This is a genomic window from Clostridium beijerinckii, assembly GCF_018223745.1.
Lineage (GTDB): Bacteria > Bacillota > Clostridia > Clostridiales > Clostridiaceae > Clostridium > Clostridium beijerinckii.
In genome coordinates, this window is the sequence record NZ_CP073653.1 from 3105777 (window position 1) to 3123233 (window position 17457).

16 protein-coding genes are annotated in these 17457 nt (G+C 29.2%); 6 read left to right on the plus strand and 10 right to left on the minus strand.

Annotation, left to right across the window (positions count from 1 at the left end):
- Positions 1-114: 114 nt before the first annotated feature.
- The 8 genes from KEC93_RS14060 to KEC93_RS26710 form a co-directional block, all read right to left on the minus strand.
- The gene (locus KEC93_RS14060; protein ID WP_012058969.1) at positions 115-570 is read right to left on the minus strand and encodes an Lrp/AsnC family transcriptional regulator; all 456 of its coding nucleotides are present in this window, start codon (positions 568-570) and stop codon (positions 115-117) included.
- Between the two features lie 13 nt (positions 571-583).
- Positions 584-1207, minus strand: coding sequence for a cytidylate kinase-like family protein (locus KEC93_RS14065; RefSeq protein WP_012058970.1), 624 nt, complete (start codon positions 1205-1207; stop codon positions 584-586).
- An 87-nt stretch (positions 1208-1294) separates the two neighbouring features.
- Positions 1295-1999, minus strand: coding sequence for an ABC transporter ATP-binding protein (locus KEC93_RS14070; RefSeq protein ID WP_012058971.1), 705 nt, complete (start codon positions 1997-1999; stop codon positions 1295-1297).
- Position 2000: 1 nt separating this feature from the next.
- The gene (locus tag KEC93_RS14075; RefSeq protein ID WP_012058972.1) at positions 2001-2771 is read right to left on the minus strand and encodes an ABC transporter ATP-binding protein; all 771 of its coding nucleotides are present in this window, start codon (positions 2769-2771) and stop codon (positions 2001-2003) included.
- 1 nt (position 2772) lies between these two features.
- Positions 2773-3819, minus strand: coding sequence for a branched-chain amino acid ABC transporter permease (locus KEC93_RS14080; protein ID WP_077867968.1), 1047 nt, complete (start codon positions 3817-3819; stop codon positions 2773-2775).
- A gap of 9 nt (positions 3820-3828) precedes the next feature.
- Complete coding sequence (locus tag KEC93_RS14085) at positions 3829-4713, minus strand: branched-chain amino acid ABC transporter permease (RefSeq protein ID WP_017210653.1); 885 nt, start codon at positions 4711-4713, stop codon at positions 3829-3831.
- A gap of 103 nt (positions 4714-4816) precedes the next feature.
- Complete coding sequence (locus KEC93_RS14090) at positions 4817-5998, minus strand: ABC transporter substrate-binding protein (protein WP_077867967.1); 1182 nt, start codon at positions 5996-5998, stop codon at positions 4817-4819.
- A gap of 419 nt (positions 5999-6417) precedes the next feature.
- On the minus strand, positions 6418-6546 hold the full coding sequence (locus tag KEC93_RS26710; protein WP_274597746.1) for a hypothetical protein: 129 nt from the start codon (positions 6544-6546) through the stop codon (positions 6418-6420).
- A 454-nt stretch (positions 6547-7000) separates the two neighbouring features.
- On the opposite strand from KEC93_RS26710, the gene KEC93_RS14095 reads away from it, so the two are divergent.
- From KEC93_RS14095 to KEC93_RS14110, 4 genes are all read left to right on the plus strand, one after another.
- Entirely contained in the window at positions 7001-8101 is a 1101-nt protein-coding gene (locus KEC93_RS14095; protein ID WP_012058976.1) for an FIST signal transduction protein, read from the plus strand.
- A 16-nt stretch (positions 8102-8117) separates the two neighbouring features.
- Positions 8118-9104, plus strand: coding sequence for a methyl-accepting chemotaxis protein (locus tag KEC93_RS14100; protein ID WP_012058977.1), 987 nt, complete (start codon positions 8118-8120; stop codon positions 9102-9104).
- 475 nt (positions 9105-9579) lie between these two features.
- Positions 9580-11319 carry an ABC-F family ATP-binding cassette domain-containing protein gene (locus KEC93_RS14105; RefSeq protein WP_077867966.1) on the plus strand — a complete coding sequence of 580 codons (1740 nt, stop codon included), beginning with the start codon at positions 9580-9582 and terminating at the stop codon, positions 11317-11319.
- Positions 11320-11422: 103 nt separating this feature from the next.
- Positions 11423-12352: a metallophosphoesterase gene (locus KEC93_RS14110; protein WP_077867965.1), complete on the plus strand. Its 930-nt coding sequence runs from the start codon at positions 11423-11425 to the stop codon at positions 12350-12352.
- 165 nt (positions 12353-12517) lie between these two features.
- Here KEC93_RS14110 and KEC93_RS14115 read toward each other — a convergent pair whose 3' ends face one another.
- The gene (locus KEC93_RS14115) at positions 12518-13255 is read right to left on the minus strand and encodes a DUF1218 domain-containing protein (RefSeq protein ID WP_077867964.1); all 738 of its coding nucleotides are present in this window, start codon (positions 13253-13255) and stop codon (positions 12518-12520) included.
- A gap of 367 nt (positions 13256-13622) precedes the next feature.
- Here KEC93_RS14115 and KEC93_RS14120 point away from each other — a divergent pair, with 367 nt between their 5' ends.
- Together KEC93_RS14120 and KEC93_RS14125 are read left to right on the plus strand one after the other, a co-directional pair.
- Positions 13623-14150 (plus strand): PadR family transcriptional regulator, encoded by a 528-nt coding sequence (locus tag KEC93_RS14120; RefSeq protein WP_077867963.1) that lies wholly within the window; start codon positions 13623-13625, stop codon positions 14148-14150.
- Between the two features lie 282 nt (positions 14151-14432).
- On the plus strand, positions 14433-16106 hold the full coding sequence (locus tag KEC93_RS14125; RefSeq protein WP_077867962.1) for an MFS transporter: 1674 nt from the start codon (positions 14433-14435) through the stop codon (positions 16104-16106).
- Positions 16107-16312: 206 nt separating this feature from the next.
- Here KEC93_RS14125 and KEC93_RS14130 read toward each other — a convergent pair whose 3' ends face one another.
- The gene (locus tag KEC93_RS14130; protein ID WP_077867961.1) at positions 16313-17164 is read right to left on the minus strand and encodes a leucine-rich repeat domain-containing protein; all 852 of its coding nucleotides are present in this window, start codon (positions 17162-17164) and stop codon (positions 16313-16315) included.
- Positions 17165-17457 lie beyond the last annotated feature (293 nt).

The window sequence follows — 17457 nt, forward strand, 5'->3', positions numbered from 1 at the left end:
TTTCAATATTTTTTAAAATTCCAGTTAATTTTATTGTTATTTACTACTTAACCAAAATTTTTTCTTATATTTTAAAAAATTCAGTTATAAACCTCAAATTTTTAATATGCATATTTACTCTTCTACCTCTGGTATTACACTAAATGTATTTTTTATATTTTTTAAAACAAAATGAGTTTTAGTTGCTGATACTCCTTCTATGCTTTTTATTGCACGATGAATTTTCTCAAGATGATCAGATGATTGACAAATTATTTTAAGCATAAAATCATAATCTCCGGTTAAATAATAACACGAAACAATATTCTCATTACCTTTAATAGCTGAAGTAAATTTATCATAGAACTTTGGATGTTCAAGACTAACTTCCATTAAGGCACACACATCATTATCTAATTTTTTTTGATCCACTATTATTGTATAATTTTGAATTACCTTGCTTTTCTCCATTTTATGTATGCGTTCAAGGACTGCTGAAACTGACAAATGAATTTCATTACTTATAGAGGCTGCTTTAATTCTAGCATTTGATTTCAAACACTTTAATATTTTGTAGTCCATTTTATCCATAAATATCTCCTTATTAAGAATTCATTCTTAATTTAATATATTCTTTAATATATTTAACACAATCTTCAATTCCTAATTTACTAGTATCAAGAGATAAATCATAATTCTTTACATCTTCCCATTTGTTCCCCGTATGATAATAATAGTAGCCTCTTCTATATTTATTCAATTTCTTAATTTGCTTAGCAGCCTCTTTTTCTGAAATACATAAACTTTCCATTTGATGTTTAATACAATACTCATTAGATGCATGAATAAAAATCTTAAATACATTAGGATTATCCTTTAAAATATAATCTGCACAACGCCCTATTACAACATAAGATTCTCTTTCTGCTAATTCCAGCAGTATCTTAGCTTGATAATTAAATAAATTATCATTTGAAGTAAAATCATTACTTTCTGGTGGAATCAATTCACCTTCATATACCTTCTTTGACACCATATATAGTAAACTACTTTTAACATGCTCATCTGCATTTGCAAATAGTGATTCATTAATCCCACTATCCTCCGATGCTAAACGTAATAATTCTCTATCATACATATTAATTTTAAGATCCTTTGAAATCATTTTACCTATTGTTGTTCCACCACTTCCACAAGTTCTTGTGATTGCAATTACAAACTTATCCATATTGCCTCCCCCTTTATTTAATAGTGTAAATTACTTTTTTATCTTTTCATAACTTACTTTACACTATCATTTCATATGACCATCCTTTTATTCTCCTAAGTATGCTTTTCTAACAGAATCGTCATGTAATAAATCTTGTGCTAATCCTTCTAATACAACACTACCTGTTTCTAAAACATAACCTCTATCAGCTATTTGAAGTGCAGCATTTGCATTTTGCTCTACTAAAAGAATTGTTGTTCCAGCTTTACGGATGTTTTTTATTATTTCAAATATTTCTTCAACTACAATAGGAGCAAGACCCATTGATGGTTCATCAAGCAATAATAATTTAGGTTTTGCCATTAACGCTCTCCCTATTGCAAGCATTTGCTGCTCACCACCTGACATAGTTCCTGCAAGCTGCTTCCTTCTTTCCTTTACTCTTGGAAATAATGTAAATACCTCTTCCATTGATACTTTAATTTCAGATTTACTCTTTCTTAAATAAGCTCCTAATAAAAGATTTTCTTCTATTGTCTGATCACCAAATACTCTTCTTCCTTCTGGAACTTGGCTAAGACCATAAGATACTATCTTGTGTGCTCCAATATTGCTAATCATTTTGCCGTCATAAGTGATTTCACCAGATTTAATTGGATTTAAACCGCTAATTGCTCTGAGTGTACTAGTTTTTCCAGCACCATTAGCTCCAATTAAAGTTACAATTTCTCCATTATTTACTTCTAAACTCAAATCGTGAATCGCATGAATTGCACCATAAGATATATTAATATTTTCTACTTTTAACATATTATTGTGCCGCCCCCTTTCCTAAATACGCTTCAATTACTTGTGGATTTTTTTGAATTTCTTTTGGAATTCCTTTAGCAATAATTTCGCCAAAAGAAAGTACATAAATGTATTCACATACATTCATTACAAGTTTCATATCATGTTCGATAAGTAAAATAGATATTTTAAACTCATTTTTTATCCAGCGAATAAGTTCAGTAAGTTCCACTGTTTCTTGAGGATTCATACCAGCGGCTGGCTCATCAAGAAGTAAAAGCTTAGGTTTAGCTGCTAATGCTCTAGCTATTTCTAATCTTCTTTGTTTACCATAAGGGAGATTACTCGCAAGCTCATCTGCACTATCATCTAATTTAAAAATTTTTAATATTTCTAAAGCCTCTTGCTTCATTTTTTGTTCCTCATAAATGTGAGCTGGAGTCTTAATAATAGATGTAAACAAACTAGATTTTGCTTGAAAGTTAAAACTAATCATAACATTTTCAAGTACGGTTAATTCAGTGAAAAGTCTAATATTCTGAAATGTTCTAGCAATATGCTTTGATGTAATATCATAAGGTTTAGTTCCATCAATACGTTCACCATTTAATTGTATTTTTCCTTCTGTTGGTTTATATACACCAGTAAGCATATTAAAAAGAGTTGTTTTACCTGCACCATTTGGACCTATAAGACCAATTAATTGATGTTCCCCAATTTCCATATTTACATCAGAAACGGCAGTAAGACCACCAAATTTTATTGTTAATTTTTCTACTGAAAGTAAAGACATACTACTCACCAGCCTTTTCGCTTTGAACTATATTTTTTGTAGAGTTTTTCCCGAATTTCTTAAAAAATTTTATTATATTATCTACTGTAATTTCCCTTGTTCCAAGAATACCTTGTGGACGGAAAATCATCATGAGCACAAGCATAACAGCATATATTAAAATACGATATGTCTTAAATACCTCACTAAGTCCTCTTAGACATTCAGGTAAATAAATAAGAATTGAAGTCCCAATTACAGTTCCTGATAAACTTCCCATTCCACCAAGTACTACATAAGTTATTAATTCAATTGACTTTGAAAATGCAAAGCTTGCTGGATCAATAAAAGAATTAAAGTGCGCATATAAGCCCCCAGCAAGACCAGCCATACTGCTACCTATAATAAATGCAATCATCTTGTATTTAGTAGAATTTATTCCCATGGCTTCTGCTGCTATTTCATCTTCTCTAATTGCCATAATTGCTCTACCTTTTGAAGAATGAATTAAATTTTTTAGTATTGCATAACAAATTGCTACACCTATTAATACTATTAAGAAAGAAGTACTTCCTGGTATTCCTGAAATCCCTCTAGCACCCCCAACATAATCTACATTTTGAATTACTACCTTTACTATTTCTCCAAACCCTAAGGTACAAATAGCTAAATAATCCCCTTTAAGTCTTAATATTGGATATCCAATTAACGCTGCTAAAATTCCAGCTAATATGATTCCTACAAGTAAGGCAATTGGAAAGGGCATATTAAAATTTTTAGTCATTATTGCAGATCCATATGCTCCTATTGACATAAAAGCAGCATGTCCCATAGTAAATTGACCAGTAAACCCTAATATAAGATTAAGACCTAAGGCTGCAATTAAAAAAATACCAATTTGTTTCATAATTCTAAGTATATAATCACCAATTATTCCTTGGTTTACAAGAAACATTAGAAACACATAAATTAAGGCAAGGACAACTGTTGTAATCATATATCTCGTATATGTGGTTTTAACCAAGCTTAAGCTTGGATTATCTTCATTTTTGCTTATCTTATTTACCATTTTTATCACCTACACCTTCACATTGTTTTTCTTACCAAATAAACCTGTTGGTTTTACAATAAGAATTATAATTAAAATTGAAAAAGCAATTGCATCTGATAATCCTGAACTAATATATACCTTTGATAAAGTCTCAATAAGCCCCATTGCAAGTCCACCAAACATGGCCCCTGGTATAATTCCAATGCCCCCAAGAACAGCAGCTACGAAAGATTTAAGTCCTGGCATAACACCCATAGCAGGCTCAAGTCTAGGATATAGCATACCAACAAGTACACCAGCTGTGGCAGCTAGTGCTGAACCTAAAGCAAAAGTTAAAGAAATTACTCTATTAATATTTATTCCCATTAATGCTGCTGCATCTCTATCATAAGAAGTTGCTCTCATTGCTCTACCTGTTCTAGTTTTATTTACAAGGTATTGTAATGCAACACATAATATAATAGTAATAGCAAGTGCTATTATTTGAAGATTACTTATTGTTATTGCCCCAATTTTATAAGAAATTAAAGGAATTACTTGTGGAAAATTTCTAGTATTTGGACCTGCGACAAAATCAGCTTTTACAAAGTTTTGTAATATAAGTTCCATTCCCATTGTAGTTATTAACAATGTTACATTAGGTGAATTTCTAAGTGGTTTATAAGCAATTCTTTCAATTAACATACCTAAGACAGCACATGAAACCATAGAAAAAATTAAACATGGAATAAATCCAAGACCTAATACAGTTGCTGCAAAGTACCCTAAGAAAGCACCAACCATATAAATATCACAGTGAGCAAAATTAATTAATTTAATAATTCCATATACCATAGTGTAGCCAATAGCTATTAATGCATATACACTACCTAGGCATATACCATTTACAATTTGTTGTAATAAAGTACTCATGTACACCTCTCCTTTATAAAAGGCTATATCTCTAGGTCTACTTAAATTACAGCTTACCCCATTGATATAGCCGCTAAACAATAAAATTTAATTTTCTTTAGAATTATTTAACCTCAGTTTCAAATTCAAATTGTCCGTTTACAACTTTATTAATAACTACACTCTTAATTGGGTTATGTTTATCATCAAATTTATAATGTGTGGTTCCACAATCTGCATCTAACTTAGCCATTGCATCTTTAATAGCATTTTCATCTGTGCTGCCTGCTTTTTTAATTGCTTCTGCTAAAATGTATACTGAATCATAACTAAGTACTGAGAATGCACTAGGATCACCATTATATTCTTTTTTGTAATTTTCAACGAACTTTTTAATTGATGCATTATCTGATTTTAACGATAAGTGATCTGTAAAGTAAGATCCTTCAATTGCATCTCCTCCAACTTTTACAAGACCTGGATCACTCCATGAATCACTACCTAAGAATGGTGCCTTTATACCAATTTCTCTTGCTTGTTTTGCAATTAATCCAACAGTTGAGTAGTTATCTGGAAGATAAATTACATCCACATTTAATTCTTTTATTTCAGTTAAAAATGCTTTGAAATCACTTTCTCCTGCATTGTAAGTTTTTTCATATGCTACAGTACCACCCGCCGCTTCAAAGTTTTTCTTGAATTCTTTTGAAATACCTACACAATAATCATTACCAATATCATAAAGCATTGCTACTTTTTTAGCTTTTAAATTTTCTGACGCGAATTTTGCACCAACTTCACCTTGTAATGGATCTATAAAACATGCTCTAAATACATAATCTCCACCTTCAGTAGTAACTTTCTCATTTGTTGACCCCGGAGTAATCATAACTACTTTTGAATCTTTTGCAACTGCTGCCATTGGAATTGAACATTTACTTGCATATGTTCCGACTACTGCCGAAACTTTATCTTGTGTAATTAACTTTGTAATAGCATTTGGCGCTGTTGCTGCTTGATTTTGATCATCTTCTGAAACAAGCTCTAACTTTTTACCAAGAACTCCACCAGCATCATTTATTTCTTTTATTGCAAGTTTAGATCCGTTTTCCATTGCTGCACCCAAAGCTGGAACATCACCAGTTAATGGAAATACTCCTCCGATCTTAATTGTATCTCCACTAGCTGCACTTCCCCCATTTGAACTTACTTTAGCTGTCTCACTACACCCCATAAACATTGTTGCTGTCATTGCTAATACAGTTACTACCCCCAATATTCTTTTGAAAAATGTCTTTTTAATCATAAATATCTCCTCCAAATTTTCAATTTTTTTATTTAATACTAGTCCTGTTTTATACAAAAAAAGCGCCTATAAAATCTTCCTTGATTTTATAGACGCCTTTGTCATATAGTTAATATTTTTAATCCTATTTTATTGTTTTCACCATATTATGCATAATAATATTTACTTTTCTATTTTGAATATATTCCAAAGAATTATTGTAAGATAATTTTTTAACGTTAAAATTATTGTAAAAAAAATAGCTGGTGTTATTAACACCAGCCATTGTGTATAAATCTATTATACGGTATGTTACACAATTGTCAATAACTATTATGAGAATAATTGTTATTTCAAAAATATTTTCAGTTTTTTCTTAATATTCAATATTTTTTTCGATTTGTATAATTATTGTTATAAGTTCATAAACTGCTTCTTTTTTAGTACTGCTCTCTTGAGGCTTTTCCAAATGGATTATCAACTATAACTGTTCTGTAATGCCTCTTTAATGGAATTATCTGCTTTCTTTTTTCAGCAATATAATTTAGTATTCCTAAGAATAAAGCCATGTTTTTACTACATTTTTCTCCTCCAGACCATGAATTAGATTCCTCCCAAGAAAAATGGTATACTGCTCATCTTTCCATCGTTAGTTACTTTTTGTACTTTACAACTATCTTTTTTTGATTTATTACTATAGGAAGCAGCTGCTTTGATATAATCTTTCTTATATTTGAGATAAAAAGGAATCGCTTAAAATTGACATTTTTTTCAATAAATCTTGATTTAAATTATAAGTATTTTCTATACTCAGAATTATGCCGAAAAATAAAATATAAAGCTGTACTTACAAGGCTATAGGTTAAAATAATGTAAATAATCCAATATTTTCATTGACTTTTATTTATGTAGTACGTACAATTATCAATAAATAGACAAATTTATGGATATATTGAGTAATTTTGCATAATAAAAAATTTATTGAATCTAATGTTATGCACTTTATTATAGAAGGTGGTACGTATGAATTATAAAGTAGGAAAAAGTTCAAAAAGTGATTTAAATGAAGCAGTATCAGAAGCTACCCTTGGGCTTAAAGCACCTAAATTAATTTTATTTTTTTCCAATGTTGAACCTTTTGAAGAATATACTAAGAAAATGAAAGAAAAATTTCAAAACAGTATTATTATTGGCTCCACCACATTTGCAGGCTTTTGCATGGATGGAGCTTATAAAGATTCACTGATGGTAATGGGTATTGAGGATGGAATTGAATGTTATGCCGATATATTAGAAGAGGTAGATAAATATCCTCTTAAATACATAGATAGAGTGACTAAATGTGTTAATAATTTTCGTGATAAATCTAATACCATATGCTTTGAAATTTCTACTGCTTTAATAAGCTGTGAAGAACTAGTTTTATCTACATTAAATTCAGTCCTTGACGAACATAAGATTCCCCTATTTGGCGGATCTGCTGGTGACAAAGGTAAGGCTGAAAAAACAATGGTTTCTTTTAACGGCATAGTACACAACAATACATGTGCTTTTGTAATCATCAAAAATTTAAGTGGTAAAATCAGATTATACAGAGAAAATATTTATAAAAAAACTGCTCATTATTTTACTGCCACTAAAGTAGATACAAGAAATCGTATAGTACATGAATATGATAATAAACCAGCAGCACTTGTTATGGCTCAAGCATTAAACACCACTGTTGAAAATCTTCCAAAATATTTAGATAGTTATCCTTTAGGTAGAATTATCGGAAGTGATCTGTATATTACAGCAAACCAAATAGTTACTAAAAATAATGGGATGTCATACCATGCGAAAGTATATAATAATTCAAAAATGGTTCTCTTAGAGCCTGATGATTATAAGAATGTAAATAATGAAACAATTGCTACAGTGAAAAAAGAAGTTCCAAATCCATCATTAGCTATTATGGTTAACTGTCTGGCAAGATCAATGCTTTTCGAAACAGATGGGTATTTAAATGAGTTTGCTAAAAATATGGGCAATGCTTTAGGTAACTATATAGGTTTTGCAGGTTATGGAGAACAGCTTAGAGATCAACACTTTAATCAGACAATGGTTCTTGCTGTATTTGAATAGAATGAGGTAATACGATATGAAGTTTTTTAAATTTAGAAAAAAGAAAGATAAAAACGAAGAAGAAAATATTCAAAATGGACAAAATATTAAATTAGATATAAAAAAAGAATCCAATTATGATAAATATGTTAATTATGGCATTTTACATATGGAAAAGAAATTTGGAGAATTCATGGATGAAGAAGTTAGAGTTACTCAATCCATTAAGGAAATCGACAATACATATTCAAAAATCAATGCCATACAAAATGTAATTAACAATATAGACTCTAATTTTAATGATTTTAGCCAATATGCTAATAAAATTAATGATGTTATGAATCGTTCTGACAGTTCAGTAAAACAAGCAGATAATAAAATGGGTACGTTGGCAGATAAAATTAATGGAACATGCACTCAGCTAGATTCAATTACAGAGGCCTTTCACAAATTAGAAAATAACTCTAGAAACATTCAAAATATGTCAAATAGTATAACAGGCATAGCTAGCAATACAAATCTCCTAGCTTTAAATGCATCTATTGAAGCGGCAAGAGCTGGTGAAGCAGGTATAGGTTTTTCTGTTGTAGCAGATGAAATTAGAAAATTATCCTTATCAACAACAGAATTAGTTAGTGGAATTGATAAAAGTGTTAAAGAATTATATGAAAGCATAGATTCTCTTAGAGAGGAAATTAGAAATTCTAAAACAGCAATTACTGATAACTATGAATATGCTCAAAATGTTCAAAAAGATTTCAAACAAGTAACTGATTGTACTATTGAAGCAAAAGAGTTTAGCCAGCATATAATTAAAGGAATTGAGCGTACAAGCTCTGAGATTAGCGGTGCAGTAACTGGTGTTGACTCTGTCACTGAGATTGTGAATTCATTGGGTAATAAATTAGATACATTAAATTTAAGAATGAGCACAAGGTCAACTATCATCTGCGATATTATAAACTTTATGCAGCAGATTGAAAATTTGCTAGCTGACTCTATTAATGATAGTAATGAAAAGTAATTAAATATGCCTTAACTTAAAATATAGTTTATATCATCAACAATTCTATTATTCCATATTTTGCATTTCAATATAACATAAATATATTGACCCCAAGAAATAGTGATTTCTTGTATTATATATAAAAGCTGAGATTTTTCCAATGGTACAAATCTCAGCTTTTATAAAAATTATTTAACAATATCACAAGTTTCATACTATTTGTATCTTCAAAACCATTTAATATGTCTCACCCATTATGTTTCCTATAAATTGTTAACTTTTTTTATTCTTACCTTCTTAAATTCTTAACTTTTTAAATTGTGAAAATGTTTTATTTAAAACAATGTTCCTTTAAGAGAATATCATACAATATATCTTTCACAAATGTTTATAAACTTCCGAATCTATGATACAATCAAGTGTAAAATTATACGATATATAACATAATATAAATGATTATAAAATTTAATCATATGAAAAACGAGGTAATAAAATGATAAAAATTGATAACTTGTCGTACTCATTTCCAAATAAGGATCTATATCATAATATTTCATTTACTTTAGAAAATGATCAGCATTGTGCTTTTATAGGTTCTAGTGGTAGTGGAAAAAGTACACTAATAGATATAATCATGGATCCAGAGAACTATATGTTTGATGGTACTCTAGAGATTGATCCAAATTGCAGGATTGGATATGTGAGTCAGTTCTGTGAGGTAGATAACACAAAAGAAACAACAGTTTTCGAATATCTATGTGAAGATTATATTAAACTACAAAATGAGATAACTTCTATTTGCAGCTTAATGGAAACCTCTTCTGATATTGATGCCCTACTAGAAAAATATCAGGAAGCTTTAGATGCTCTTGATGTAATCGGTGGAGATGATTTTGAAAGCACTCTTAGTAAGAAATTAAATCTTGCAAACCTAAGTAAACTTAAGGATTCAAAGATATCTGATTTAAGTGGTGGAGAGTTTAAACTTATCCAAGTAATTAGGGAAATGCTTAATAGTCCAGACTTAATGATTATGGATGAACCTGATGTATTTTTAGACTTTGAAAATCTTAATTCTCTTAAAAACCTAATAAATTCTCATAAGGGAATGATGCTAGTTATTACTCACAATAGATATCTATTGAATAATTGTTTCAATAAAATTATTCACCTTGAAAATCATGAGCTCCAAGAGTTTGATGGAAGCTATATAGACTATAACTTTACATTACTTCAAACTAAAATCGAACTTCAAGAACTATCTGTTGCTGATGATGAAGAAATTGAGAGAAACGAACGCATAATAAAGAGACTGAGAGATAGAGCTGAAGTTACAGGGGAAACTGCTGCTGGAAGGTATCTAAAAGGTAAAATGAAATTCCTAGAAAGATTAGAAGCTCGTAGAATAAAAAGACCTTTTGTTGAAATTAAGCAGCCTTATATCCGTTTAACTACTAACAATCAAGTTGAAGAAAAAGTTGCTTTAAAAGTTAACAATTATAGTGCTGGCTTTGATGAAATACTTTTAGAAAATGTTAATTTTGAGATTAAATCTAATGATAAAGTAGCTATTGTTGGGTTAAATGGTACTGGAAAAACTACTTTACTTAGAGATATCTTTAAAAATGACACCCCTGCTATTGAAATAGATTCTGAAATTGAAGTTGCATATTTATCACAGCTTCAAGGAGAAATATTAAATGAGTCTAATACAATACTTGAAGAATTCCTAGACGCAGGATTTAAAACTTATGATGATGTTGAAACTTACATTTCGAACTATGACTTTGAGGAAGAAAGAATCAACCAAAAAATAAAAGATTTATCAGGTGGCGAAAAGAATATACTTCAATTAGCTAAAATTTCTGCAAGCAAAGCAAATATGCTGCTTTTAGATGAGCCAACAAGCCATTTAGATATATATTCACAAATGGCCCTTGAAGAAGCCATCGCGAAATATAATGGTGCTATTTTAATGATATCTCATGACTACTATTCTATAATTAATTGCGTAGATTATGTTTTACTCATTGAAGATAAAACAATCAGAAAAATGAATATGAGAAAATTTAGAAAGATGATTTATGCGAAATACTTTGATAAAGACTATTTAGAAATTGAACAAAAGAAAAGGGATTTAGAAATGAAAATAGCCATATCCTTAAGAAATACTGATTTTGAACGTGCAAAAGCTTTATCTGAAGAGTTAGAAGCACTGATTAAATCGCTTTAAGCACGATAAAAAATCGTAGCACACTAACATATATTCTTCTTTAAAAGGGCAGATTAACTACATATAATCAAATTAATTTTAAATATCATAAAAGAGGTGTACTATGATAGCGGAAAAAAAGCTCGCAGAAAAGCGATTAACAGAAGCTTATAAGAATGCTAAAATTGAATATTTTGATAACAACTCTAAATACATATTTTTCAGTGATTGCCATAGAGGTGATGGTACACCCTCTGATGAATTTGCAAAAAATCAAAATATCTTTTTATTTGCATTAGAATTCTATTTTAATAATGGATATACTTATGTGGAAGTTGGCGATGGAGATGAACTTTGGGAACATTCTAACTTTAAACATATAAGACTTGCACATGATGAAGTATATGCTCTATTAAAAAAATTCTTTGATTCTGATAGATTGATTATGTTATATGGTAATCACAATGTGCACTTAAAATATAGCAATTTTGTAGAAAAGAATTATTATAAATTCTACGATGAATATAACGAAGAAGAAATAGAGTTATTTCCTGGAATTACACCATATGAGGCAGTCGTGTTTAAACATAAAAACACAGGTCAGGAAATACTAACTGTTCATGGTCATCAAGGAGACAGAATGAATGATAATCTGTGGCGATTTAATATGCTTACAGTAAGATACTTTTGGAAATTTCTTCATTCAATAGGATTCATAAATCCTGCAAGCCCTGTAAAGAGTTCTGAAAGGATTCATAAAATCGAGCGTATTTATAGTCATTGGATTAAAATGAACAAAATTATGATCATCTGCGGACATACTCATAGACCCCACTTTCCAAAAGTCAAGGAATTACCTTACTTCAATGATGGATCATGTGTTAGGGCAAGTGGAATCCAAGGAATTGAAATAGTAGATGGAAAAATAATGCTTATTGAATGGAGAATCAGAACTGATTCAGAGGGTATTCTTCATATAAAAAGAAAAATATTAAGAGGTCCAGAGCAAATTGAAAAATTTGACCTAAGAAATAGTAAAACAAATATGAAATGATCTATAATATCAGCAAATTCTTCTAAGAAATATTACTTATTAAAGCTGAGACTTTCTAAATATAAGAAAATCTCAGCTTTATAAAATTACTAATTTACTACTCACTGTTTAATCTTAGGAATTTCCTACAATTTTATTATAATTAGTTTTATAATTTTCTCACTATTATACTAATGGCCTTTGAACTTTATCTTCAAATATATCTTTAATAGCATTTTTATTATCATCACTATAAAGTCTATCTAATAATAAATTATAGTATGGATCATTTACGCCTGTACAATAATAATTAATTTTATATTTATCTACAAATAATCTATGAACCTTATCAAGTTTATAAATTTGATTCTCATCTATATCTTTTGATAATTCAATTGTATCTCCATCGTTCATTATAATGAAATATTTAAACTCATACGATGAGCCATTTTTACCTGTTCTCTTTGTACAGTATGATTGTATTTTATTAATATTTTCAAATTTATAACTCTTCTCTTTTGATACAGCTCCCCCTACATAAAATCCATCATAAGTTATATTTATATATGAATGCAGCATGCTATTTAATCCAATTATTCCTGTTATAATGCAAATCAAAGTCAATATCACAGCTAACTTCGATATACGTCTCTTCAAAAAACAGCATCCAATTGTTACAAAGATAATTCCCATGCTGATAGCGACTATAAAGTCATACCTTAAAGAATTACTAAGAAAAACTAATGTATCATATTTTGAAAAATCTAATTCAGATATATATGCCACCTTTGATCTCAATGCCTCTTCTATTATCCATACTATCAAGACAAATACTCCAGTTAGAATAAAATATAACAGTATCTCAAGTGCTTCTAGAATTCTTTTGAGTTTTCCTTTGGATCTTTTATAACTTTTATATTTCATATTTATTTTCCCCATATTTTAATAATAATTTATATGATAGATCATTACACTTAAAACATCAGATATGTGTATATAATAAGACATAACATCTACAAGTTTCCCCTTAAATTTTTTTATTCTATTTATTATTTCTTCATCGAGTTCGCTCTCCAGATTTTTCTAGTTTCTTATATTTATTATAACATATATTTACATAAGATAATTAACCATAAGAATTTCTATGTATGAGAAATTTCAATTTTAAAATCCTATTAATTGTAAGTGAGATTCATATAGGTTTAAAAATCAAATTCACCAAATTTTATCTTGACAAATATAGTTTATACTACTATATTTTATAGTAGTATAATAAATGGTGGTGATTAAATTGTCTTCAATAAATTTAATAATACTTGGATATTTGCAAAGCAAAGAGAAAAGTGCCTATGAAATGGTTAAGGAATTTGAAGTCTGGAATCTTACTAAGTGGTTAAAAATTAGTACCCCGTCAATTTATAAAAATATAATTAAATTATGTGATAATGGGTATTTAAATTCAAGAACCGTTAAAGAAGGTGAAATGCCTGAAAAAACACTATATTCACTAAATGAAAAAGGAAATCTATATTTCAATGAGCTAATGGAAGAAAGTTCAAAGAATATAGGAAATATTTATTTGGAGTTTAATGCATTTTTAGTTAATATAGAGAACTTGCCAGAAGAAAAAAGAAAAGAATACCTTAAAAACTTCAAAGATAAAGCGGAAGAACGTAGAGCGTTTGTTGAGCCAATTTATAATTACACAAAACAGCACAATGAAAGATCTGGTTCTGAACTTCTTATATTAGATCTGTATAACGAGATTTATAGCGTTTTACAAAAATGGTCTGAAAAAGTTTTTGATTATTACAATTAATAATTTAATGTCTCCAATAAGTCACTGTCAAAAATAACAAGGTATCATACTATTATTTTGCATCATACTAAATCAGTAGTATTAGTTAATAGTCAAATATGAGCTAAGATTACTTCTTTATGTTACACAAAATATATGTATCATCTTTTACTTGTTATTTTCTTTCTAGTGCCTAAATCTTAATATTGTGAGACAATTTTTTCGCGCCACTACTATACTTTATAGTAGTTTATTATATACTAATATAAAAATATTTTTATTACTATTTAGGAGGTTTGTCTTATGAACAAAAAACATCAAAACATTTCTTTTATAGCCATCATTTTAGGATTTTTTATGGCATTATTAGATACAACTGTGGTAAATATTACTTTGCCTAGAATGACCGAATACTTTAATACCACTATGGATCATATTTCTTGGGTAGTAAATGCCTATAATCTGTCTACTGCAGTTATTCTAGTAACTGCTTCGAGACTTTCGGATCAATTTGGCAGAAAAAAATTGTTTATTTCAGGAGTATTTCTATTTACGATCTCTTCATTTCTATGTGGTATTTCAAATTCTCTTCAATTACTTATATTATTTCGAACACTTCAAGGTATAGCTGCAGCTTTTGTTGTAACCATTGCTATGCCTCTTTCTGCTGAAATATTCCCACCTGAAAAGAGAAGAACTATTATGGCACTTTGGGGAGCTTTTTCTGGTCTTGCTGCTGCAAGTGGTCCTTCCATTGGTGGTATAGTAACTCAATTTTTTAATTGGAGATATATTTTCTTCATTAATATACCCATAGGCTGTATTTGCATGCTATTGACTATGAAATTCATAAAGGAATCTTATGACCCAACCGCAAGCAAAAACATAGACTTTTTTGGAATTATAACAATCTCAATTGCTATGTTCTGCTTAACTTTCGCATTAATGAAAGCTAATGAAAAAGGTTGGACTTCAAGCTTCATCCTTTCCTTCTTTGCAATTTCTGTTATAGCCTTTATACTATTTGTCATTATTGAACTAAAAGTTAAAGAGCCCATGGTTCCTCTTAGTTTGTTTAAATCTATACCATTTACAAACGGATCTATTACGCTGTTTTTACTCGGTCTTGGTATGATGTCTGGTACCTACTTACTATCTTTTTTCCTAATTCAGATTAAAGGATTAAATCAACTTTCAGCAGGACTTATTATTTCAACTATGTCATTAACTTCAATGATTTTTTCAATATTAGCTACTATTTTGACAAAAAAATTAGGCAGCAGATTAACTAGTGCATTAGGTATTCTTTTACTTTGTATTTCTTGCTACTTAAATAGTTCTCTTACTCAAAATTCTTCAAATATAGATTTTATTTTAAGATTAATTGTTGCCGGTTCTGGTACGGGATTAAGTATGGCAACACTAATAGGTTCTGTAATGGCTAACGTTCCTTTAGATAAAATAGGAATAGCTTCTGGAATAAATAATATGACAAGAACACTTGGGACTGTACTTGGAGTTGCCTTATTTTTAACTATATTTACATCAAATATGACTACCCAGATGTATGATGCTAAAGACTCTGCTATTCAAACAATACAGAATGACACTGTATTTGATGATGAAACAAAGCAACAGATGATTACTTCTATCAAAACAGGTAGTAATAAAAATGTTAGTCTTTCAGAAATATTAAATACAATTGCTGAAAAAGAAGCTGCTGTGTTAACCTCTTCTCCTGCTGTGGATAAAGATAAAATCAAAGAGATTTTTGAAACTCAAAAGAAAGAAACCCAAAAAATAATACCTAATATACAAGATACCTTTTTGACTTATACTGTTAAAGCTTTTAGTTTTACATTTAAAGTGAGCGCTATAATTCTCTTGCCAGGTATATTGTTTGCATTATTCAGCGATAAAAAGAGAAGTCGTAATATGAAAAATAAGAGGCTTGTTGAAAACATAAATAATGCATAAATAAACTAATAATAAAAATATGTTGCGTAATAAGCGCAACATATTTTTATTATAATAGCCAATATTTTTTTTCAAAAAGTTTTGATTTATGGACACTATTAACTTACTTTTAATTTTCTCAAAAAACTACTCTCTTTTTATTTGTAAATATAGCATGAATACATTTCCAATATTAAATTTATCATTTAGAATGTTATTTTATTTTTCTAATTTACAATTGTTATTTTTACATTAGGGCTTCCGTCAAATACATGTTTTACAACAAAAGTACTTCTATGTATATTAATTGATGTTAGTTTATCACAACTTTGAAATGCTCCCCATCCAACAACTTGCACGCTTTTAGGTATATCTACAGATCTTAAATTTTGGCAACCTTTAAAAGCTACCTCTCCTATATCTATTACATTATCTGGTATTTTTATATTGGTTAAACTTACGCAGCCTGAAAAAGCCCCTTGCCCGATACTTGTTAGACCGTTAGGCATTGTCACACTAGTTAACTGATTGCAACCATTAAATGTTGCTTTCTCTATTTCTTTTACACTTTCAGGTATACTAATTGCTTTTAAATTGCTGTCCCATTCAAAGGCGCTTTCTCCTATACTTGTAACACTATTTGGTATTGTTATACTCTCTATTTTAGCTGAGCTATTATCAGTAGAAAATGCTCCGATTCCTATACTTGTAACTGAAACACCATCAATTTCACTAGGTATATTTACAACAGTGTTAACTCCGCTATATCCTACTATTGTTCCAGTTAATTTATCAAATTTCAAATTTTCACTTGTTGTCATCACTTCTTTCCATGCTCCACTACTATCTAAATAGTATCCATCAATGGTTTTATCATGTTCCATATAACCTCTTGAATTAAAGTGATACCATTTTCCATCAATTTGACTCCAGCCTGTGGCCCATGAATCTCCTTCTGCATACCACCATCCTGCTAAATTATGTTTCCATTCTGCATTTGCACCTATTGGATTTAACATTAATACAGAAGCTACAACCAAAGCGCTAGCTATTACTTTTGTTAATTTTAACTTTTTCATATTATTCCCCTATTTTTCCTAAAATTACATAATACCAATTTATTGTATTTTACCATAATTATCAATAATGTTCCATATTGTTGTTAACCATAGACTTTTTCATTTTTACCTTCTTAACTTTTTAAAAAGGTAAAAAGTTTTATTTAGACCTTTGTTCCTTTTTAAAAATATTTAATTAAACCTTCGAAAAAATGTTTATTGTTAACAAGGTTTATTTAAAAGAAGGTTTAAATTTTACAAGTTTATTTGAAAATACAATTCATATATTATAAAATATTTTTTGAGGTGTTATG